This is a genomic window from Erythrobacter sp. JB2-19, from assembly GCF_057365005.1.
This window is the reverse complement of the sequence record NZ_CP200290.1, coordinates 1,976,442-1,997,471: the sequence shown is the minus strand read 5'-3', so window position 1 is coordinate 1,997,471 and position 21,030 is coordinate 1,976,442. Positions and strand designations below refer to the sequence as shown.

17 protein-coding genes, 2 tRNA genes and 2 pseudogenes are annotated in these 21,030 nt (G+C 57.6%); 10 read left to right on the top strand and 11 right to left on the bottom strand.

Annotated features, from left to right (window positions below; genetic code table 11):
• Window positions 1-31: 31 nt before the first annotated feature.
• Window positions 32-310 carry an FAD assembly factor SdhE gene (locus tag AC0V6O_RS09550; RefSeq protein ID WP_486143522.1) on the bottom strand — a complete coding sequence of 93 codons (279 nt, stop codon included), beginning with the start codon at window positions 308-310 and terminating at the stop codon, window positions 32-34.
• A 164-nt stretch (window positions 311-474) separates the two neighbouring features.
• On the opposite strand from AC0V6O_RS09550, the pseudogene recG reads away from it, so the two are divergent.
• Window positions 475-2,551 (top strand): annotated as a pseudogene (gene recG / locus AC0V6O_RS09545) (ATP-dependent DNA helicase RecG).
• On the opposite strand, the gene AC0V6O_RS09540 reads toward recG, so the two are convergent.
• Complete coding sequence (locus AC0V6O_RS09540) at window positions 2,548-3,012, bottom strand: low molecular weight protein-tyrosine-phosphatase (RefSeq protein WP_486143520.1); 465 nt, start codon at window positions 3,010-3,012, stop codon at window positions 2,548-2,550. The pseudogene recG and the gene AC0V6O_RS09540 overlap by 4 nt on opposite strands.
• Before the next feature lie 65 nt (window positions 3,013-3,077).
• Here AC0V6O_RS09540 and AC0V6O_RS09535 point away from each other — a divergent pair, with 65 nt between their 5' ends.
• Window positions 3,078-4,838, top strand: coding sequence for a DUF885 domain-containing protein (locus tag AC0V6O_RS09535; protein WP_486143518.1), 1,761 nt, complete (start codon window positions 3,078-3,080; stop codon window positions 4,836-4,838).
• 90 nt (window positions 4,839-4,928) lie between these two features.
• Here the strand turns inward: AC0V6O_RS09535 and AC0V6O_RS09530 are convergent, their stop codons facing one another.
• Window positions 4,929-6,323 carry an ABC1 kinase family protein gene (locus AC0V6O_RS09530; RefSeq protein ID WP_486143516.1) on the bottom strand — a complete coding sequence of 465 codons (1,395 nt, stop codon included), beginning with the start codon at window positions 6,321-6,323 and terminating at the stop codon, window positions 4,929-4,931.
• A 321-nt stretch (window positions 6,324-6,644) separates the two neighbouring features.
• Here AC0V6O_RS09530 and AC0V6O_RS09525 point away from each other — a divergent pair, with 321 nt between their 5' ends.
• Entirely contained in the window at window positions 6,645-7,061 is a 417-nt protein-coding gene (locus AC0V6O_RS09525; protein ID WP_472639037.1) for a hypothetical protein, read from the top strand.
• A gap of 123 nt (window positions 7,062-7,184) precedes the next feature.
• Here the strand turns inward: AC0V6O_RS09525 and AC0V6O_RS09520 are convergent, their stop codons facing one another.
• The 5 genes from AC0V6O_RS09520 to AC0V6O_RS09500 form a co-directional block, all read right to left on the bottom strand.
• Window positions 7,185-8,075, bottom strand: coding sequence for a hypothetical protein (locus AC0V6O_RS09520; RefSeq protein ID WP_486143514.1), 891 nt, complete (start codon window positions 8,073-8,075; stop codon window positions 7,185-7,187).
• An 11-nt stretch (window positions 8,076-8,086) separates the two neighbouring features.
• A complete protein-coding gene (locus AC0V6O_RS09515) occupies window positions 8,087-10,666 on the bottom strand; it encodes a fimbria/pilus outer membrane usher protein (RefSeq protein WP_486143512.1) in 2,580 nt (859 codons plus the stop codon).
• 43 nt (window positions 10,667-10,709) lie between these two features.
• A complete protein-coding gene (locus AC0V6O_RS09510) occupies window positions 10,710-11,591 on the bottom strand; it encodes a hypothetical protein (RefSeq protein WP_486143511.1) in 882 nt (293 codons plus the stop codon).
• 339 nt (window positions 11,592-11,930) lie between these two features.
• Window positions 11,931-12,485 (bottom strand): hypothetical protein, encoded by a 555-nt coding sequence (locus AC0V6O_RS09505; protein WP_472639032.1) that lies wholly within the window; start codon window positions 12,483-12,485, stop codon window positions 11,931-11,933.
• 417 nt (window positions 12,486-12,902) lie between these two features.
• A tRNA-Pro gene (locus AC0V6O_RS09500) sits at window positions 12,903-12,979 on the bottom strand.
• Window positions 12,980-13,165: 186 nt separating this feature from the next.
• Between AC0V6O_RS09500 and thyA the strand changes: the two genes are divergently transcribed.
• The 7 genes and pseudogenes from thyA to AC0V6O_RS09465 all read left to right on the top strand — a co-directional run bounded on the left by thyA (window position 13,166) and on the right by AC0V6O_RS09465 (window position 19,145).
• The gene (thyA, locus tag AC0V6O_RS09495; protein WP_486143508.1) at window positions 13,166-14,146 is read left to right on the top strand and encodes a thymidylate synthase; all 981 of its coding nucleotides are present in this window, start codon (window positions 13,166-13,168) and stop codon (window positions 14,144-14,146) included.
• 106 nt (window positions 14,147-14,252) lie between these two features.
• Entirely contained in the window at window positions 14,253-15,581 is a 1,329-nt protein-coding gene (locus AC0V6O_RS09490; protein ID WP_486143506.1) for a thiamine pyrophosphate-dependent enzyme, read from the top strand.
• 77 nt (window positions 15,582-15,658) lie between these two features.
• On the top strand, window positions 15,659-16,657 hold the full coding sequence (locus tag AC0V6O_RS09485) for an alpha-ketoacid dehydrogenase subunit beta (RefSeq protein ID WP_472640922.1): 999 nt from the start codon (window positions 15,659-15,661) through the stop codon (window positions 16,655-16,657).
• A gap of 6 nt (window positions 16,658-16,663) precedes the next feature.
• Window positions 16,664-18,005 (top strand): annotated as a pseudogene (locus tag AC0V6O_RS09480) (dihydrolipoamide acetyltransferase family protein).
• A 97-nt stretch (window positions 18,006-18,102) separates the two neighbouring features.
• A tRNA-Asp gene (locus tag AC0V6O_RS09475) sits at window positions 18,103-18,179 on the top strand.
• Between the two features lie 107 nt (window positions 18,180-18,286).
• Entirely contained in the window at window positions 18,287-18,619 is a 333-nt protein-coding gene (locus AC0V6O_RS09470; RefSeq protein WP_486143504.1) for an ArsR/SmtB family transcription factor, read from the top strand.
• On the top strand, window positions 18,612-19,145 hold the full coding sequence (locus AC0V6O_RS09465; protein WP_486143502.1) for an SRPBCC family protein: 534 nt from the start codon (window positions 18,612-18,614) through the stop codon (window positions 19,143-19,145). Before AC0V6O_RS09470 ends, AC0V6O_RS09465 begins: the two co-directional genes overlap by 8 nt.
• Here the strand turns inward: AC0V6O_RS09465 and AC0V6O_RS09460 are convergent.
• The 3 genes from AC0V6O_RS09460 to AC0V6O_RS09450 form a co-directional block, all read right to left on the bottom strand.
• Window positions 19,142-20,005: a ThuA domain-containing protein gene (locus tag AC0V6O_RS09460; RefSeq protein WP_486143500.1), complete on the bottom strand. Its 864-nt coding sequence runs from the start codon at window positions 20,003-20,005 to the stop codon at window positions 19,142-19,144. The genes AC0V6O_RS09465 and AC0V6O_RS09460 overlap by 4 nt on opposite strands.
• 64 nt (window positions 20,006-20,069) lie before the next feature.
• A complete protein-coding gene (locus AC0V6O_RS09455) occupies window positions 20,070-20,303 on the bottom strand; it encodes a DUF2842 domain-containing protein (protein ID WP_486143498.1) in 234 nt (77 codons plus the stop codon).
• A 4-nt stretch (window positions 20,304-20,307) separates the two neighbouring features.
• The gene (locus AC0V6O_RS09450; protein WP_486143496.1) at window positions 20,308-20,883 is read right to left on the bottom strand and encodes a 5-formyltetrahydrofolate cyclo-ligase; all 576 of its coding nucleotides are present in this window, start codon (window positions 20,881-20,883) and stop codon (window positions 20,308-20,310) included.
• Window positions 20,884-21,030 lie beyond the last annotated feature (147 nt).

Sequence of the window (21,030 nt, the reverse complement as noted above, 5' to 3'; positions counted from 1 at the left end):
TCTTGGCAGCTAGGAATGTTCCGAACCGCACTCAACGGCTCATATCGACATAGTCGAGGCGCTGCATCAGCTCGATCAGCGGCCCTTGGAAACGCGGCGGTGTTGGCTGAGACTTCAGCGCCCAGGCCATCACATCGACATCGTCTTCTGCCAGCAGATCTTCAAACCATGCCATCTCCGTCTCACCCCAGCTTTCGTGGTAACGATCAAAGAAACCGCCGATCATATAGTCGGCCTCGCGCGTACCGCGGTGCCAGCTGCGAAATTTTGCGCGAGCCAGGCGTTCGTGGAAGTCTGGTTTTTCGGTCATGCGGGGCGCAGTAGTTGCAGTGCGCGGCATCTTCAACTCGTCATTGCGAGTGAAACGAAGCAATCCAGCTTCCAGCCCCTCCAATTGTTGAAAAAATGGGCGATGGATTGCCGCGTCGCCTTTGGCTCCTCGCAATGACGAAACAGTGATGGTAGCGCTGAGGCATGCGCCCTGAGGTTCTCAATCCCCTGTTTGTCGAAGCGACCGCGCTGGAAGGCGTTGGGCCCAAGCTGATGAAGCCGCTGGAGAAGCTGGGCCTCACGCGGGTGCGCGATCTGGCCTATCACCTGCCGGAACGGTTTGTGACGCGCCGCACGGTTGAGGACCTCGACGCGGTAGGTGAGGGCGAGCAGGTGATCATTCCGCTGACCCCGACGGAGCACCGCGCGCCCCGCAATCCCGGACGCGGTCCGTACCGCGTGCTAGCAGCGGATGCGGCGGGCAATATCTGTGCGCTCACCTATTTTGGACGCGCTGCTTACACCGCGAAAAAGCTGCTGCCGGTCGGAGAGAAGCGCTGGATCGCGGGCAGGGTGGATCGCTATGGCGATATGCTCCAGATCGTTCATCCTGACCATGTTGAGAAAGACGCCTCGGCGCATCTCGCGCGCATTAATGAGCCGGTTTATCCTTTGTCTGAAGGGCTGACGCAGCCGCGCATGGCTGGGCTGGCGGCGCAGGCGCTCGAACGCCTGCCAGAGCTGGCCGAATGGATCGAGCCGAGCCAGTTCGAGCGCGAGGGCTGGCCCGCGTGGCGCGATGCCTTGGTGCTGGCGCATAGGGATGAGAATGCGCGCGCGCGCGACCGGCTTGCCTATGATGAGCTGCTGGCAAATTCGCTCGCATTGCTGCTGGTCCGGGCGGATGGCAGGCGGCGCAAAGGGCAACCGCTGGCGGGTGATGGCTCGCTGCGCGCGAAGCTCGATTTGCCCTTCGCACTTACCGGTGCGCAGATGCGTTCTATCGGTGAGATTGAAGGCGATTTGGCGCAAGAGGCGCCAATGCTGCGCCTGCTGCAGGGCGATGTCGGTGCGGGTAAGACAGTGGTCGCTTTGGAAGCCATGCTGATTGCGAATGAAGCGGGCAAACAGGCGGCTTTGCTTGCTCCGACCGAAATTCTCGCACGCCAGCATTATGAGACTTTGCGCACGATAGCCCGGCCGACCGGGGCCGAGGTCGCGCTGCTGACTGGAAGGGCCAAGGGCAAGGAGCGCGAGGGCATCCTGATGGGATTGCTCGATGGCTCGATTGATATTCTGGTCGGCACCCATGCGATCTTTCAGGACACGGTGGGGTATAAAGATCTCGGCCTGGTCGTGATTGATGAGCAGCACCGCTTTGGCGTGGCCCAGCGTCTGCAATTGGCCGCCAAGGGCAAGCGCGCGCTGCATACGCTTGCGATGACCGCGACGCCGATCCCGCGCACGCTCACCCTCGCGCAATATGGCGAGATGGATGTGAGCCGCCTCGATGAACTGCCGCCGGGCGGGCAGGCGATTGATACGCGCGTGGTGGCTCAGGACCGGATGGAGGACGTCGTTGCCGGGGTCGCACGCCACGTCGGGTCCGGACAGCAGGCCTATTGGGTTTGCCCAATGGTGCGCGATAGCGAAGTGGCCGATATCGCTGCGGCGGAGGCACGTTATGCGGCCCTGAAAGAGCGCTTTGGCGATGACGTCGTGATGGTCCACGGGCAGCTCAAGCCAGAGGAAAAAGACGCCAATATGGAGGCCTTTGCCAGTGGCCGAGCAAAACTGCTGGTCGCCACCACCGTGATCGAAGTCGGCGTTGATGTACCCAGCTCCACCCTAATGGTGATCGAGCAGGCAGAACGCTTTGGTCTGGCGCAATTGCACCAGCTGCGCGGACGCGTGGGGCGCGGCGCGGACAAATCCGTGTGTCTGCTGCTGCGCGGAAATGAGATGTCGGAGACCGGGCGCAAGCGGCTGGCTCTGATGCGCGAGACGCAGGACGGATTTCGCATTGCCGAGGAAGACCTAGAGCTGCGCGGCGGCGGCGAGCTGCTGGGCACACGGCAATCGGGCGATGCCGCTTTTCGCATCGCCAATCTGGAGCAGGTTCAGCGCCTGCTGCACTGGCGCCCATGCAGATGCGCGGCTGTTGATCGAAGGATCAGACAAAGATGGCGGCTGGCAATCCAGCAAACGCGGGGAAGCAGCGCGGCAATTGCTTTATCTGATGGAGCGCGATTGGGGCGTGCAGCTGCTGCGCGGAGGCTAGGCGGAAATGCGCTCCGCGATCGCATGGGCGGCGGCGTTTACATCCTCCCATGTGAACTCGAAATGCTCTTCGCCGTCGTAGTATGGATCGGCAATTGCTGCGCCTTCGCGGCCCGGCACCGCATCCATTAGCAGTGAAACCTGCGCGCTCGTGCCAGCGGGCCTCACGGCCTCGATATTGCGCAAATTCTGGTGATCCATCGCAAAGATATGGGTGAAGCGGGTGAAGTCCTCTGCCGCCAATTGCCGCCCGCGTAGCCCGGAAATGTCGATGCCCTTGGCCGCTGCGGTCTCAATTGAGCGAGGGTCTGGCGGCGAACCCACGTGATAGGCTCCGGTGCCGCAGCTATCGATTTCCAGGTTTAGTCCTGCTCTTTCCGCCGCAGCGCGCATCGCGCCTTCGGCCAGGGGAGAGCGGCAGATATTGCCGAGACAGACGAACAGAAGTGCGGGTTTTTGCATGGCTAAGTCTTACTGGACCATGGCTCGTCCAAGCAATATGGAATGCGCAAACAGGAGAGATTTTCATGCGTTCCATGATCGCCGCTTTCGCGCTTGCTGCAACCTCGCTGACCGCGCCTGCTTACGCGGGGCCGAAAGAGGATTATGAAGCGCTGCGTGAGGAAGTGTGGCAGGCGGTGCTGGACAGCGATCCTCAACTTGCGACGAGTGTTGGCGATCGGCGCGGCGATGGAAAGCTGGGCGATCTCTCTCTTGCGGAATATGCCCGTGCGAATATCGAGGCGGAGGGTTTTCTCGCCCGGCTGTATCAGATCAATGCGGATGAATTGCCGCAGGACTTGCAGATCGATTACGCGGTTCTGCGGCGCAGCATTCAGGACCAGCTGACCGGCGCTCAGTTTGATCACAATCGCTATCAGATATTCACCAATCGCGGCGGCTGGTTCTCTGGCTTTGCCTCGCTGCCCAACCGCTCTCCGCTTTTCACGCTGGCTGATTATGAAAGCTATATTGGCCGGTTGGAAGGCTATGCTCAGGTCAACGCTGACGGGATCGCCCGCAGCCGCGAGGCCATTGCGCGCGGGCTGACCCATGCCTGTGAGCCGATGCAGGGATTGGAAGATCGCATCGCTCGCCAAATCGTGGATGACCGGGAACAATCGCCCTTCTGGAAGCCATTTGCCGGCGACAAACCAGCCGCGATTTCAGACGCAGACTGGGAGAACCTAAAGGACCAGGCGAGTGTCGCATTGGAAGAGGCAGTCTTCCCGTCCTATCGTGATTTCCTGACATTCTATACTAAGGAATACGCGCCTAATTGTCGCACTGGCACTCCTGGCGTGCTCGCCACACCGGGCGGCAAAGAATATTACGATTACCGCGTCAAAAGCTTCACTACGACCGATATGACTGCGGACGAGGTGCACAATCTCGGCCTGTCTGAGGTGGCGCGGATCCGCGCTGAAATGGTCGAGGTCGCGAAGCAAGCGGGCTTTGACACGCGTGAGGCGTTCGTTGAGCATCTGCGCACCGATCCGCAATATTACATGACCGATGCGGACGAGTATCTCGCCTACACTCAGGCGCTGGCAAAGCACATTGATGGCTTTATGCCGAAGCTGTTCGGCCGCCTGCCGCGCAATCCCTATACGGTCTCGCCGATCCCGGCAGCCCAAGCGCCGGGCAACACGACGGCCTATTACGAACCGGGATCGTTGAAGACGGGGCAGGCGGGTATCTACCGCCTCAACACCACAGAGCTGGACCAGCGGCCTTTGTGGGAGCTGCCCGCGCTGGGCGTGCATGAGGCGGTGCCGGGGCATCACCATCAAATCTCTTTACAACAGGAATTGGATATTCACCCCCTGCGAGCGAACGGCACCTATTTCACCGCCTTTGTGGAGGGCTGGGGCCTCTATTCAGAGCGGCTAGGGATAGAGATGGGCCTTTATGATACGCCTGCCAAGGAAATGGGGCGGCTGTCTTATGAGATGTGGCGCGCGACCCGCCTGGTGGTCGACACTGGTATTCATTCAAAGGGGTGGAGCAAGCAGCAAGCGGTGGATTACATGCTGGATAACACCGCGCTGTCGCCTGCCAATATCGATGCCGAGGTCAATCGCTACATCACCTGGCCGGGCCAGGCGCTGGCTTACAAAGTCGGCGAGCTGAAGATCAGAGAGCTGCGTGCCGAGGCAGAGGAATCGCTAAGTTCTGACTTTGATTTACGTGCGTTCCATGACGCGGTGCTGGAAAACGGCTCGGTACCACTTGATGTGCTGGAGGCGCATATCGATCGGTGGATTGCCAGCCAACCCAGGTCCTAAAAGAACGTCGTTCGTGCTGAGCCTGTCGAAGCACGTGGTATTCTTTGCATCCTCGCATTCAGCGCATTCAGAACGAAGGAATTTTCAGATTTAGGCCGCCTTCGCCGGCAGCGGATCCGTGTTCGCCAGCACTTCTTCCACGATCTGCCGGATATTCACCTTCGCCTTCAGGCGTGCGCCGAGCAGCGCTGTGCCGCTAACCTTGCGCTGAACGAATAGGGTTTCGATCGGCGGCAATATCCATGTCTCGCGGTCTTCTGCGATGGCGTAGCCTTCTTCGCGCAGCAGCGGCACGAACGCACGGTCACCAAAATCAAACGGGGCATCTTGCGTCATTTCATCGACAATTATGTCGACCATCTTTTCTACGCGATCACGGTGTTTCTCGATCACTATGGGGGACATAAAACCCGCCGCGAGCGCTTCATCCAATATTGCGGTTTTATCAGCAGCAAGCCCGGCAGTGAGCAAGCGGCGATAGGCATTGCCGACATCGGGATCGACATTGCGGCACGCGCCAAAGTCGAGCAGCACGATTTCGCCGGTTTCCTTGCGATAGCGGAAATTTGCGAAGTTCGGATCCGTTTGCATTACGCCGAATTCAAACAGCTCACGCGCGACAAGGCGCATCAGGCGGCTCGTCACTTCATCGCGGCGTTCATCCGTTTCGTTCTCCAGCTCTTCGATGGAGCTGCCCTCTTCAAAGCTCATGGCGAGAATGCGGTCGCGCGTCAGTTCCTTGTGCAAGCGCGGGACAACAAAACCCTCGGCGCCGGACAGCCGTTCTCGGTACATCTCCATCTGCGCGCCTTCGCGGTGGTAATCTGCCTCCTCGTGCAGCTGCTTCTTGGCCTCTGTCAGCAGAGCGTCGATCTCCAGCTCTGGCGGGGCAAAGCCGGATACGCGCAGCAATGTCATCACATTATCGACATCGCTATCGATGCTGTCGGCGATACCGGGATATTGCACCTTGATTGCGAGCTCCTGACCATCACGGGTCAGCGCCTTGTGCACCTGGCCGATTGAGGCGGCGGCGATAGGGCGCGGGTTGAACCAGCGAAACTGTTTGCGCCAGTCCGGCCCCCATTCCTGTTTCAGCACGCTGTCGAGCTGCTTTGCGGGCATGAAATTTGCCTGATCGCGCAAGGTTGCGAGGATCTTTGCCAGTTCAGGCGGCAGGAAGTCACCCGAATCCATACTTATCATCTGGCCCATCTTCATCGCCGCACCGCGCAGGTGGGAAAGGCGGTCGGTCATGCGCTGGACATTGCCCGGCGTCAGCAGCAGGTCGCGCGCCGATAAGCTGTCGCCGCTTACCAGACGCCGTGCGCCCTCCGCCGCCATTCCGCCCGCGACACTGCTGACCAAGCGGCCAAAGGTGCCGAATCGAGCGAGCCTGCTAGAGGGAACCGCGCGCTGGCGCGCTCTGTCTTCCCGGCTTTCAGTGGGTTGGCTGCTGCCGCCGAGATTGTCGTCACTGCTCAATGTCTATCCGATCAAATTGCGCGTGAATTTCTACGCGGTTATCCCACAGAACGGCTTGGCCTTCGCACCGTTCCTTGCCTTATGCAATCGGCCTAGTGCTGGCCGCGAACCGCATTGATTAGTCGCAGACCTCAAATTCCGCCTAACGCCGTATTACCGCCTATTAGACCTGTGCAATTAACCTAAATTCCGGGGGAATTTCAGCATCTGATGTCGTTAACAGAGGCCTATTGGCTCCTTAATCGAAGCCCCGCGTTAACCCTGAGTCGCAGCTAACATTTTACCAACATCGCATATTGGGGGTCGCATAGGAGACCAACTATGCGTCAGAAGATTATCTATGCCATGCCGATTGCGGCAATGATGTTTGCAGCCACACCAGCAATGGCTGGCGAACGTGCCCAAGGCGGCTTTCGCGTCAGCGCGCAAGTCCCTGTTTCATGCAAGATTGAACCTGGCGTCTTCAGCGCTCAGGATGACAATGAAGTGGTAACGGGCACTTTGTTCGAAGCGTGCAACACCAATCGCGGTTTTTCCGTGATCGCCACGCACCGCGAGCTGGCTGTGGGTGAGCGTGTCCGTGTCCGTTATGGGCGCGACACCAGCGACCTGAACCCGGGCGGGTTCTCTTTAGTCGCTATGCGTGCAGGCGCGCGCTTCGGCCCAGTGCCGGTGACGATCCAGACGGGTGATATTGCACAGCCGATCTCGATCAGCTTTGCATTGACGGCTGTCTAACTTACCCAATCAATACGAAATTCAGGCGGCCAGCATCCAGAATGGGTGTTGGCCGTTTGCTGTTCCGGCTGTGCGTTGGTCACGTGATGCTCGCGCCGGATGCGCGTACTATCAGAGCAGTGATTAGATTGCGCTAACCGAAACTCTGACGCGGTCCGCATATTTGCCAGCTTCGGCAAAGAATGGCTCAACCATGACCCGCAGTGGATGCATATCACCGAGTGAATCTGTGTGTTCCACGAACTCGCGGCCATTTGCGCCCATCAGATCGACCTTCTCACCGCGCATGCGCAGTACGTAAGGGATCTCGTCACGCCCTTGGGAATGGCGTAGCACGCCTTGGTTTTCAGAGGTGAATTCAACGCGGTAGGGCGAAGTGCTCCAAATCCGCAGGCCAAAGGGATCAGACCGAGTAAAGGCATCGGGATCAAGCGTGCCAAGGTTGATGCGCCGCACGCTGCCGCGTCCGCTGGCGCCGACTATGCGCAATGCGACAGCCGATGGAATATTGACCCGCACCGACAGTTCCAAGGTATCAACCAGATCCCCGGCTCCATCGCGCAGGGTGACTACAAACTCGCGAGAATAGACGCCAGCATCAAGCCCCCATTCCGTTGGAAAGCTAAGCTGAACGCGCACCCCACGCCCGTTTCGGGTGCCCGGGACGCCGCGCAGGAACAGATCGTTGTTGATCGGACCCGCGGTTGCATCATCTGCGAGCACTTCAAGACGCTGTCCGCCGGAGCTGAAATTGAAGTCGACCGGATCGTCAAAGGCCACACTGTCTCGGCGAGCGATGCGCAAGAACGCTTCACAGGGTCCATTACCTGCCGCATTTCGCACCCGGACTTCAAAATTCTCGCGTGCTCTCTCACCAGCGCCGATTTGAATGCCGGAGACATTTACGTTCTCTGTCGTATCAACGAATTCTGGGCGGCAGCCACCATCTTGGGCGGAAACCGATGCGCTCGCGCATAGTGCGCCAGCAACAAAAATGGTGCGAAGAATGGTCATAATCTGCTTCCTTATTCCTCGATCGCCGGGAGTCTTACGTCACCTAGGCGGAACAAACCGTCTGAATCCTCCGGCACGGTAAACTCAAAGCTTGATGCGCCGTTATCATATGTGACGCGGTAGCTTTTGCCCGGTGCAAACCCGATCATGCCAAAGCGGCCTGTAGAATTGGTGAAGAACTGCTTCTCTTCAAATTCGTCATCGTCGAGTGCGACAATCGTGCCAGAGACGAGCGAGACAGGCTCTTCACCGCGGTAGAGATTGCCGACGATACTAACGAAGTAGTCATTCCCGACTTCAAGCGAGTAGCCGGCCCGGTATGGCGGATCCAGCCGGACTGAGCCTTCGCCGATGTCATACCCGACAGCTCCGCCTTCTACGTCATATTGCACAGTTTGTTCGGTGTAGGACGATAGGCGGCCTTGGAGCGCGCCGCCGAATATCCCGCTGTTCGCCTCGTATTCGTTGTCTGCCAGCGTGCGTCCGGTGATCACTTCACCGTCAGACAAGGTTTCGTGTGGGTGGGCGATTACAAACGCATCGCGCACTGGGCGACCGATCGCGAATTCTTTGCCAGCAAATGCGAGCGAGGTGCCAACCTGCAAGCGGTAACGCTGTTCTTGATCGATACTGCCAAAATTGTCACCCGCGGTGAACGCTGAGAAACGCGTGTCGAAGCGGTTTGAGGTGTAATCAAACGAAGCATCAATGCGTGACTGATTGGGGTCGGTTGTGACACCAACATCATAGCCAAACGATCCAACGCGGTTCTCGCTGCCTTTTGACAGGTTCGCGCGGAATGTTTCGGACCGGCTGCGATAATCGGCCAGCGCGCGGGTGCTTGGGCCAAACACATAGGATACGGCAACGCGCGTGCCCCATTCATTGCCAAAGGCATCGCCGGTTCCATATTCCGCGCCGATCGTAACTTGCAATCGATCGCTGACGCGATGGATGTAATCCACGAAGATGTTGGTCAAATCATCCTGAGGCCCAGAGCGGTGCGAATAAAGCGCGCCGGCCACCATCCGGCCCCGTTCGGTAAGGGTACGGTTATAGTTCGCACTGACCGTCACCAAATCAAAGGCCACCGGAATGAGATTGGATATGGTGGTGAAGCCTTCACCTGTATAATCCACATTGAGCGTAAAGCCGCTGCGATTGGTGAAGCTGTTGCCGCCAGTAAAGCGGTAGCTCGCCCGTGCAGCAAACCCAGTTCCGCTGGCTTCACTGAAACTGGTGGCCGCTTGCAGATCGAAGAAACCAGGAATGAACTGCGGTACGATGCTGCTTTCCAGACCGAACAGCTGCACGTCTTCAGAAATCTGCGCCGCTCCGCCCAGCACCAGATTGTCGGACACACCGCGGCGATAGAGCGCGGTCACGGCAGGATCATCGGTGTAGTTAGGCTCAAACGCGAGGTCGCGAGCGATGAAGCCCGCTGCAAAAGAGTATTCCTCCTCGCCTGCTTCCAAATCAAGTGGTTGGAAGAAGTAGTCGAGGTTGACCAGTTGCTCGCGCCCACCGGAATCGCGAATTCTCAGCTCGACATCGTTGGAGCCAAGCTGAACTGGGAGGCTGGCGAGATCATAAGTGCCGGCATCCAATTCCAGCCGTTGAAATTGTTCGCCATTGATGACGACATCAACGGTTGAGCGATTGTCTAGGAAAATCTCGCCCGAACCCAAACGGGCAGCGGGCAGGAATGGATCGAAGACCCGACGGCTCTTCTCAACACTGACGCCGCCTAGGAACGGCGTACGCAGCAGGCTGAGCGATTCCAAACGAAGATCACCTGCGGCGAAGCGGCGAAATTTCTCACGCTGGTCATAGACCGCGCGCACGCCGCGGCGCGAAAATCGCATGCCATCACCAAGCTGGTCCGAATATGCGCCATCATATTCAACCACAATGTCGCCAATGCGGGTTGCGCCATCGAAGAAGAACTCAGGCCTGAATTCTTCTTCTTCGGTGTCATATTCAAGGTTCGTGTTGATGTTGAGATAGGCAGAGAAATTCTCAGGTTCGAGCAATGTTAGCTGCTCGCGACTGCTGCTCGTATTCTGGGCGATCAAATCGCGTGTTTGCCGCAAGGTGCCATCGATCTGAACGATCGTCACCTCCAGCAGATTCTGATTGAATGCCAGCTCAATTCCCGCCTCGCTCAGCGGTTCTGGGCGGATATTCTCGCGGTTCGCACTATAGGTGTCGAAGCGGCGCAAACCTTCTTCATTGAGCAGCAAGGCGAGCTGCTCACGCAGCATGTCTGTGCCAATCAAGACGCTGCCATCACGCTCGACTTTTACCGCCACATCGCCAAGCACTTGGGTGCCTGAAACAAGTGGAACGTTAAACTCTAGGGACGGGCGCTCCTCAACCGTTTCCACTTCGGTTTTGCGATTGATGAATGTGATGCCTGAACGTGTTTGAACAGCAGGTTCATCGTTCGCTGGAGCAGCCGGTTCGCCCGGTTGCGACTGAGAGTCTTGGCCAATTTCATCACCGGCCGGGTCCGTTGGTGAACTGTCCTGCGCATGAGCAACGCTGGCAAGCGGAGCGTGCAAACACCAGGCAAGTGCAACCAGGCTCAAGGAAGGAGATTGGAGGGCAATCTTAGTGCGGCGCATCATCGCCTCACTGTTCTACTGGTGTGTCGATCTCGATCGTAACCGAGGTCGGATCGAGTTCGACGTCCATCGGGACGAAAAACAAGCGATCTTTGCCCGGAGCGACCACACCTGCGCCGATAAATCTTGCGATTTGCTCAGGGGTGTATTCCGCTTCGAAGGGCTCGCCATCGGTGCGCGTGCCGGTCATCCGCCATGTGGAAAGACCAGCTAGGAAGTAGCGGTTGCCATCATTACCTACCAGAACTTCCAGTCCCTTTTCTGAGCGGGTTGGCGGAGGAGCGTTAGGATCCTCAGCGGTCTCGGTGGCTTGGGCAGTAGGGATTTCGATTGTTGCAGGCGGAGTGACTGGTGTGGCGCCATCATTCTCAGCAGCGGTCTGGGCTGCGTCGCGAGCGTCTTGCTCAGCTTCCAGTGCAGCTTGCTGTTCTGCGGCGCGCTGGGCTTCCAGCTCGTTGATCTCGCTTTGAAGCAGCGGAACTTCGCGGGTAACCGCGCTGACCTGGCGGATCACCGGCTCGGAGCGTGCGCCCTCTGGGAAGACGTTCATCAAGACGTTGTAATTGATGACGACCTGAACCTGCGATCGCGAATTGGCATCGACTTCAACCGGCAGTTGCCGGATTGACATGTAGTAGATTTCAGAATTCTTGAGATCAGGATTGCCAACATATTGAACGCGGAAAACCTGACGTGCCTTGCTCTTCAGCAAGATTTGCGTGGGGAATACCAGAAAGTCTTCTTCGGCTGGAGTTAGCTCAAGCTCACCTTCGGTCGAGATGTCACCGCGCATCATCAGCACTTCATAGGCGATGTCATTGTTGGCATCGCTTACCATTTCAATGCGTGTGACTGCACCACGGCCGTCGGGCTCGAGGTCTGCAATCATTGGAGAAACGCGAGCTGCCATTGCGGCGCTAGGCGTTAGTATTAGAGCTAGCGCACTTAAGGCTGCCCAAATCGGCCGAAACATGGAAAAATCCCCCTTCAAGTCAACAGTGCGCCCCTGCACAGTGTCTTGATAACCTCGAAACCGACCCGTATTTTTTGTTGTTGGCCTTCGATAAGGTCCAAATATCGCTTCGTGCCAGTGAATTAACTCTTAACTGAGAGCTGCTTGCCCGAGCTGTGTCTTTTGGGTTGAACCGTTTTGGCTTCTCACCCGGAGTTGAAATGGGGGAAAGGAACGAATTCCTCTCCCCCAATCTCATATTAAGCGAAGTGTCGCTTAGATTGCGCCGAGTGTAACGGTCGCAACAGCAGCGTAGAAGCCAGCCAATGGACGTGGCGATTCTTGATCGTTCACGTTGATCACTGTGCGCAGTACTGCACGGTTGTGGAATGCACCGGTTTGCGCAACGGTAGTTGCTGAGCCGTCCGCAGTGCGGTGCTCAACAGTTGCGAAGTCAGTGTTGTCATCCGCACGCAGGCGAAGACGGTACTGCAGTTCATCAGTGAAATCGTCGGCGTCTGGGCCGTCATTCGTCTGCAGGAAGTTCTGCATCGCGTCACCTTCGAGAGTGATCGAAGCAGGATAGTTGCAGCTTGTCCAAATGCGCTGACGCTCAACATAGCGATTTTCGGTCAGTGACAGAGCGTCCGAACCTGAATCTTCTTCAATGTCGAGAAAGCCGAAAAATACGGTTTCAGGATCGTCAACGCTGCATTCGAATTGAACGAGTGCAACAACGCCGAAATCATCAGAAGCGGTCGCTGATTGAGCGGCAGCCGGTGATGCAGCAAAAGCAGCGCCGAGTGCGCCAGCCATAAGTAGTTTCTTCATTAATCTTCCCCTCTAGAAAGTAACTAAGTTACCAAGTCTGAGACGCCCTGATTATGTTTTCCTCGACGCGAGATCGAGTGCGAACCTGGTAAATAAGTTATTAACGTGTAATCGCGCATATGCAACGACTCATCCCGATCTATCGACAGGGGAGTCTGATTTTAAAGGGTAAATTGATGTAACGTGACGCGGTTAAGTCACTTCTGTTTCAATTCGAAACAATGCAACATCGGCACCTTACCGTTATTTTCGCTCTGATTGGCGTTTTTGCCTTTTGGTTAATGAGCTTGGCCGAATTGAGCGGTCAAGGCGGATCATTACTTGGCAATTGAAGTGGGTCTGCGAGTGAAATGTGGGGCGATTGCGATAAAGCGGCCTCCATAAAAGAAGTCGTTCGCTCCAGCGGTAATGTGAAAATGGTCGGGGAGAGAGGATTCGAACCTCCGACCCCCTGTACCCAAAACAGGTGCGCTACCTGGCTGCGCCACTCCCCGACCGGTCATCAGCGCTTGTTCGGCTTAGGCCCCGTCAAAGGAGCGCCGACAAGGCGATGTGAGGCGCGCCTATTAGGAGCGGTTTATCGGGATGGCAAGCGGGTTTGGCAAGCGCCACAGAAAGCGGTGGAGGAGAGGGCTGGGCGGTGGGTGACAAATGAGCGGTCCGCGAGCTAGAACCGGGCCATGGCCAGACCCCAAACACACGATGCGATTCCCACCGCGCGGTCCCACCCAGACCATCCTGAATGGCAATATCTCGACCTGATGCGCCGCATATGGAATGAAGGAAGCGAGCGGACCGATCGCACCGGGATAGGCACGCGTTCTATAATGGGCGCGCAATTGCGGTTCGATCTGGCGGATGGAGCCATGCCGCTGCTGACGACCAAAAGGGTTTATTGGAAGACGGCAACGCGGGAAATGCTGTGGTTCCTGACTGGCGAGACCAATATTCGCCCGCTGGTGCTACAAGGCGTGAAGATCTGGAACGAATGGCCACACGCCAACTACGTTAAGGCCACGGGCGAGGACATTCCCCTCGATGATTTCGTGTCGCGGATTGCGGATGACGAGAAGTTTGCAAAGCGCTGGGGCGATTTGGGTCCGGTATACGGCAAGCAATGGGTCGATTGGCCGACCTATCGCTATCGCAAGGATGGGCTCTACGAGAAGGGGGAGGGCATTAATCAGGTCGCGCAAGTGATTGAGAGCCTGCGCATATCCCCGGGGAGCCGGCGCCATATAATAGAAGGTTGGAATGTGGCGGAGCTTGATCAGATGGCGCTGCCCCCGTGTCACAAAACCTATCAGTTCCATGTCGATGGCAGCGGGCCAGAGGCGCGGCTCAATTGTGTTTTGTATCAGCGCAGTTGTGATGTCGCGCTGGGCCTGCCGTTTAACCTTTGGTCCGCTGCGCTTTTGCAACGGATGATCGCACAGCAGGTTGATATGCAACCGGGTGAACTCGTTTGGATGGGCGGGGACGTGCACCTCTATCTCAATCACGAGGAATTGATCACCGAGCAACTGAGTCGCGAACCACAATCGCAGCCAATGTTTATGATCACGCGCAAGCCCGAAACAATTTTCGATTACAAAATTGAGGATTTCAGGGTCGATGATTACGCGCCATTGCCCCCGATCAAGGCACCTGTTGCGGTGTAGCGGCATTCGCTTGACCGCTCTCACGCGTTGAAATAAAAATTCGTGATAACGCAATTATTGCAAGCCCATCGTCCGAGTGGGTTATCCAAATTGGGAGAGCGCTGATATGGCCGACAAGGCCTCAGGCAATAGCGGCGACAGTCCGCACACCGGCGACAATCGACCGGCCTTGGCACTGCACGTGCCCGAACCGCGGTCGCGCCCGGGCGATCCGGTCAATTTCGCAGATGTGGACGTCGGTGCGCCTGGCGATATGCGGCGCCCGGATGAAGGCTGCGCACCCGGCGATATGAAGGACTTAGCCTATGGTTTGGTTCGCGTGCTGGGCGATGACAATCAGGCGCACGGTCCGTGGGATCCGAAACTCTCGCCCGATACCCTGCGCACAATGCTGGGCCATATGGCGATGGTTCGCGCTTTTGATGAGCGGATGTTCCGCGGCCAGCGTCAGGGCAAGACCAGCTTTTACGTGAAGTGCACAGGCGAAGAGGCAACCAGCGTGTCTGCGTCGATGGCGCTGGCTGGCGACGATATGATTTTCCCAAGCTATCGTCAGCAAGGCATTCTGATTGCGCGCGGCTATCCTCTGATCGAGATGATCAACCAGATTTACTCGAACAAGGGCGATAAGTTGAAAGGTCGCCAGTTGCCGATCATGTATTCCAGCCGCGAGCACAGCTTTTTCAGCATCTCTGGCAACCTTGCGACCCAGACCCCGCAAGCGGTCGGTTGGGCCATGGCGAGCGCGATCAAAGGCGACAGCCGGATCGCGGCGACCTGGGTGGGTGAAGGCTCTACGGCTGAGGGCGATTTCCACAGCGCCTGCACCTTTGCGACCGTTTATAATGCACCGGTTATCCTGAATGTTATCAACAACCAGTGGGCGATTAGCAGCTTCTCTGGTTTCGCCGGATCAGAGCGGACGACCTTTGCCGCGCGCGCGCTGGGATATGGCCTCGCTGGCCTGCGGGTTGACGGCAATGATGCGCTGGCTTGCTACGCTGCACAGCTATGGGCCGCAAACCGGGCCCGCGCCAATCAGGGACCGACTCTGATCGAATATTTCACCTACCGTGCAGAGGGGCATTCCACCTCAGATGATCCGTCCGGCTACCGGAGCGCTCAAGAACGTGAGGAATGGCCGTTGGGCGATCCTGTCATGCGGCTGAAGAAGCACATGATCGCAATTGGTGAATGGGATGAAGAGCGCCAACAAGCGATGGACCTCAAATGCGCGGAAGAAGTGAAGGCCGCTACGAAGGAGGCCGAGAAGAACGGCATTCTGGGCCATGGTATGCACCATCCGTTCAAGACGATGTTCGAAGACGTTTTCGAAGAGCTGCCCTGGCATCTCAAGGAACAGGCTGAGCAGGCCACGCGTGAACGCGAGATCAAATGGCCGGATCAGCACCCCAAAGATGGAGCTGGCAAATGAGCGCGAGTGACGTGAAAAGCGCCAACCCTGAACAATCACAAGGGCAGGGGCAAAGCCAGGATGAACGCCGGATCAATATGATCGAGGCGATTAACGAAGCGCTGGACATTATGCTGAAGCGTGACCCCGACACCATCATAATGGGCGAGGATGTGGGCTATTTTGGCGGCGTGTTCCGCGCGACGGCTGGGCTTCAGGAAAAGCACGGCAAAACCCGTGTGTTCGATACGCCAATCTCTGAATGCGGCATCATTGGTGTCGCTGTGGGGATGGGGGCATATGGCCTGCGTCCGATCCCGGAAATTCAGTTTGCTGACTATATCTATCCCGGCCTTGATCAGCTGGTGAGTGAGGCGGCGCGGCTGCGCTATCGCTCGGCGACCGATTACATTGCGCCGATGACTGTCCGCTCTCCCTTTGGCGGCGGGATTTTTGGCGGGCAAACACACAGCCAATCTCCCGAGGCTTTGTTCACCCATGTCGCGGGTCTGAAGACAGTAATCCCGGCGACGCCCTATGATGCCAAGGGTTTGCTGATCGCTTCCATTGAAGACAATGATCCGGTGATCTTTTTCGAACCCAAGCGGATTTACAATGGCCCGTTCACTGGCTTTTACGACAAGCCAGTTGAGCCGTGGAAGCGGCACAAGGATAGCGTGGTTCCAGAAGGCTATTACAAGATCCCGCTCGGCAAAGCGCGTCAGGTAACCGAGGGCGAACAGCTCACCGTGCTGGCTTACGGCACGATGGTGCATGTGGCTGAGGCGGTTTGCGCTGATAAAGGCATTGAGGCCGACATTCTCGATCTGCGCACGCTGATGCCGCTCGATATTGAAGCCATCGAGGCTTCCGTGAAACGCACGGGCCGCTGCTTGATCGTACATGAGGCGACCCGCACGTCCGGCTTTGGCGCAGAGCTGTCTGCGCTAGTGACTGAGCGCTGCTTCTATCATCTGGAGGCGCCGGTTGAGCGCGTCACCGGATTTGACACACCCTATCCGCACAGCCTCGAATGGGCCTATTTCCCTGGTCCGGTTCGTATTGGCGAAGCGATCGACAAGATCCTCAAGGATTGATCTGACATGAGTAAATTTACATTCAACATGCCTGACGTGGGCGAAGGCGTGGCAGAGGCCGAGATCGTCGAATGGCAGGTCAAGGTCGGTGATCAGATCGAGGAAGATCAGCATATCGTCGATGTGATGACCGACAAGGCTACGATTGATATCGAAAGCCCGGTGACTGGCACCGTCACTGAAGTCGCTGGCGAGGCGGGTGATGTCGTCGCGGTTGGCGCGATGTTGTTGGTGGTTGAGGTGGAAGGCGAAGATGCGCCAGAGACCTCAGAGGAAAGCGCCAGTGAAGCGGAGGAACCTAAGCCTCCTGCCGAACCAGAGCCGACGCCAACAGTTGAAGAGTCTTCCTCTTCTCCCGCTCGTGCTGAGCCTGTCGAAGCACTGTCTTCCCCCTCAACTGAGGCTGAGCAGAAGAAGGGCAGTCCTTCGGAGTCGAAGACGGCGCCTAGCGCCACCAGCTCAGGGCAGGCGGAAACTAAAGTTCTCGCCACCCCAGCCGTGCGCAAACGCGCCCGCGATCTCGGCATTGATCTGGGCGAGGTGAAGCCCGCCGCAGATGGCCGCATTCGCCACGCTGATCTCGACGCCTTCCTGTCCTATAATGCAGGCGGCGGATTTGCACCTGCTGGCACCGCGCGCGCCGACGAGCCAATCAAGGTCATCGGCCTGCGTAAGCGGATTGCGCAAAATATGGCCGCCTCCAAGCGCTCTATCCCGCATTTCTCATATGTCGAAGAAGTCGATGTGACCGAGCTTGAGCGGATGCGTGCTGACCTCAACGCCAATCGCGGTAACAAGCCAAAGCTGACTATGCTGCCGCTGCTCATCAGCGCATTCTGCAAGCTGATCCCGGATTATCCGATGATTAATGCGCGCTATGATGACGAGGCGAATGTCGTCACGCGCCACGGCGCGGTGCACCTCGGCATGGCCGCGCAGACCGATGGCGGCCTGATGGTGCCGGTGATCAAAGATGCGCAGTCGAAAAACATCTGGCAGCTAGCCCGCGAAATCGGCCGTCTGGCTGAGGCTGCTCGTGATGGCTCGGCCACGTCAGAGGAACTTTCCGGTTCAACACTGACGGTGACATCGCTCGGCCCATTGGGCGGGGTGGCAACCACGCCGGTCATCAACCGACCAGAGGTCGCGATCATTGGCCCCAACCGTATTATCGAGCGGCCCATGTATGTCACCGGCCCGGACGGCGCAGAGCGAGATCGAGAAGCGTAAGCTGATGAATATCTCGATTTCCTGTGATCACAGGGTGGTTGATGGTTATGATGCAGCAAGCTTTATTCAGGACGTAAAAAAGCTGGTTGAGACGCCCGTTTTGCTGCTGACGGAATAAAGTTTTCAAAATGGCAAAAAATGACTGTCAGAGCCGTTGACAGTCAGATCAGCGGGGCCTAATGGCCCTGCTCCCAAGCGGTGCAAACCCACATTATGCGGGTGTAGCTCAGTTGGTTAGAGCGCCGGCCTGTCACGCCGGAGGTCGCGAGTTCAAGTCTCGTCACTCGCGCCACTTGGGACTTTCCAAATCGATGTAAAATACGCAGGCCTTTTGCGTCGCCTGATCCAATCACTAAACCGATGGGTTGAGTTTTATCTGTTTTCGATATACTCAACCATATGGTTGATAATGGACGGCAGCTTGATTCTGTATTCCGCGCACTGGGTGATCCAACCCGGCTGCGCATGATAGAGCAGCTCGCCCAAGGTGAGCGCACGGTTAGCGATCTGGCTGCGCCATTGGATATGACCCTTGCCGGGGCCTCGAAACATGTCGGTGTGTTGGAACAGGCGGGTTTGCTGACACGTGAGAAGCGTGGGCGAGAGCGCATTTGTGCGCTGAACGAGGAAGCACTCTTCGCCGCGCGCGATTGGGTTGAGCGCTACAGCGCGTTCTGGTCCCAGCGCCTCGACGCACTCGATCAAGTATTGAAGGAGGATGGTGATGACTGACTTTGGCAAGCAGACGGGGCCTCAGCAAATCGAGTTTACCAGGCGATTTGACGCTGGAATTGAGAAGGTCTGGCAGTTCCTGGTCGACCCTGAAAAACGCAAACTGTGGTTTTGCGGTGGATCAACGGATGGTCAGTCCGGCGGACAGATCGTCTTTGAATTTGACCATCGCCGTCTTTCAGAAAGCGCTCCACCAGATAAGTATGCATCGGAAGAGGTGACGACGCATCGTGGTGAAATCCTTGAATACGAGCCGCCCCATCGCTTCACGTTCACTTGGTTCGAAGCTGAAGATGGAGGTAAGGGCACGGTCGAGATCACGTTAAAGTCGCTGGGCGGCGGCACGACCGAACTCCACCTTGTTCACAAAGGCGTTGCCGGGCGCGACATGCTGGTTGGGGTGCTCGCTGGTTGGCATGGCCATTTCGACCTACTTGCCGAGGTATTGGTTGGTTCGCGTCAATCTGACTTCTGGGTCATCGATCAGGCGCTTGAGGCGCAGTATGATCAGATGATCACTGGTTAGTTCACTTCGCAGCCTTCGCGATCCTCTCCACCCGCGCGCACCCATAGCAGGGCGTTGCTGAGCATCTGCCGATAGATCGGATCATCATAGCTGGTGTGATTGTGGCCGATGGCGGAATAGAACGCGCGCCCTTTGCCAAGGCAACGCACCCAGGCAATCGGATGGCCTTCTGGCCCGCCGCCCATGCGCAAGTCCTGAACCGGGCCGTAGAGTAGGTTCTCAGGGCTGTAGCTGTCCTCATCCAGGCCCATCAGCGGTACAGCATCGCCCAATTCCGCACTGTCAAAGCTGTACCATTCATCATTGTGGACCCAGTCCGCTGGTAGGCCCTGCATAACCGGATGCTTGGCCGCCAGGTTCACCACACGCGCATCCTGAAATTGTGGATCAGCCGGATGACCGATGAATTGTGGCCCGATCACGCTCTCATCATACCAGCTCCAATCGCTGTGACTGTCATCGCCCGAGGCGTGCAGGGCGACCAAAGCCCCACCATTCTCCAGCCACTGCTGGAATGCGCGTTCTTGCTCCGGTGAAAGCGTGTCACCGGTCATATTGTTAAACACCACCAGATCGAAGCGTGCCAACTGATCGGCGTTGAAGACCGCACCATTGACTGTGGTGAACAGGCCCATGCCTTGCTCTGCCGTCATCTCCGCAAAGAACCGATCAGCGCCCGCAATTCCTTCATTGTGCCGCCAGCCGCGCGTCTTCGAGAAGACCAGCACGGCAGGCTGCGGCATATATTCGGTGATTTCGGGCGGAGCGCTGTCATAGGGCGCAGCAGCCTGATCAGTCTGAGCAGTGGAGGGTGCGCAGGCGGCGAGCGTGAGAGCGAGGGGAGCGATAAACCACTTCATGCGCACACTTGTATCAGCACAGCCCCGCGCGGCAAGGAGTGGCGCCAAAGCTGGTCAAGTAGACTTAGTCCTGTGGCGGCGGCGGGTTCCAGCTGCCGGTCTCCATCCAGATCAGGAATCGTTTGAGTGGTAAAAGCCACACCACGCCCAGGAAGATGTAGATAATCGTCTGGACCCAGCCGGGCCATGTGCTGATCGTGGTCGGCGCGAAATGGGCAATCAAGATGCCATAAGCGATCAGTGCGATAAACAGACCGATAACACCCACTGGAATTCGCCAGGTTGGTTCTTCGCGCATCTTCTTACAATCCGTAGGCTCGAGTGGGGGTGATGATCGCGTCCAGGTTCATGTCATGCGGCTCGATTGGCAACTCTTCGCAGAGTTGCACATCCCATGCCAGCCCAATGGCCAAGCGGCCCGGATGTTCCGACAACCAGCGATCATAATGTCCACCGCCTTGGCCCAGACGCTCCCCATTCTCGGTGAAACCGATCAGCGGCACAAACACGATGTCCGGGATGATTGGCGTAGCATCCGCGCTCGGCTGAGCCACGCCGAACGGTCCGTCCTCCAGCAGGTCATCGATATAGGGATCGGCATACCTCGCGAAGGCCATCGCGCTGTCTCGCGCATCGAAGCGGGGCAGGGCTATGGTGCGGCCTTGCTCGTGAAAAAACTTCGCATAGCCTGCCGCTGGAGCTTCATCCGTGCTGGCGGCGTAGAGACCAATGCTGGCAGTCTCGCTGATCCGCGATAGTAGCGCCCCCGGCGGGCGGCTAAACAACAGCGCCTTGATCGCCTCTGGCTGGGTGAGGACGTGATCGCGGCGCGCCTTGCGCAGCGCTTTGCGCAGTTCTGGTTTGCTCGGCAAAGTCACACTACCTCAATCCGTCCAATCGGCCCGCAGGACCGCAAGCCCGACCGGGCGCCCGCAGCGATGCGATCATTGATCGCGATGAGCGAGGAAGTCGCGGCGCGGATGCGCTGCGAAAAATAAGTAGCGGGACCACCATGGGCCGGACCA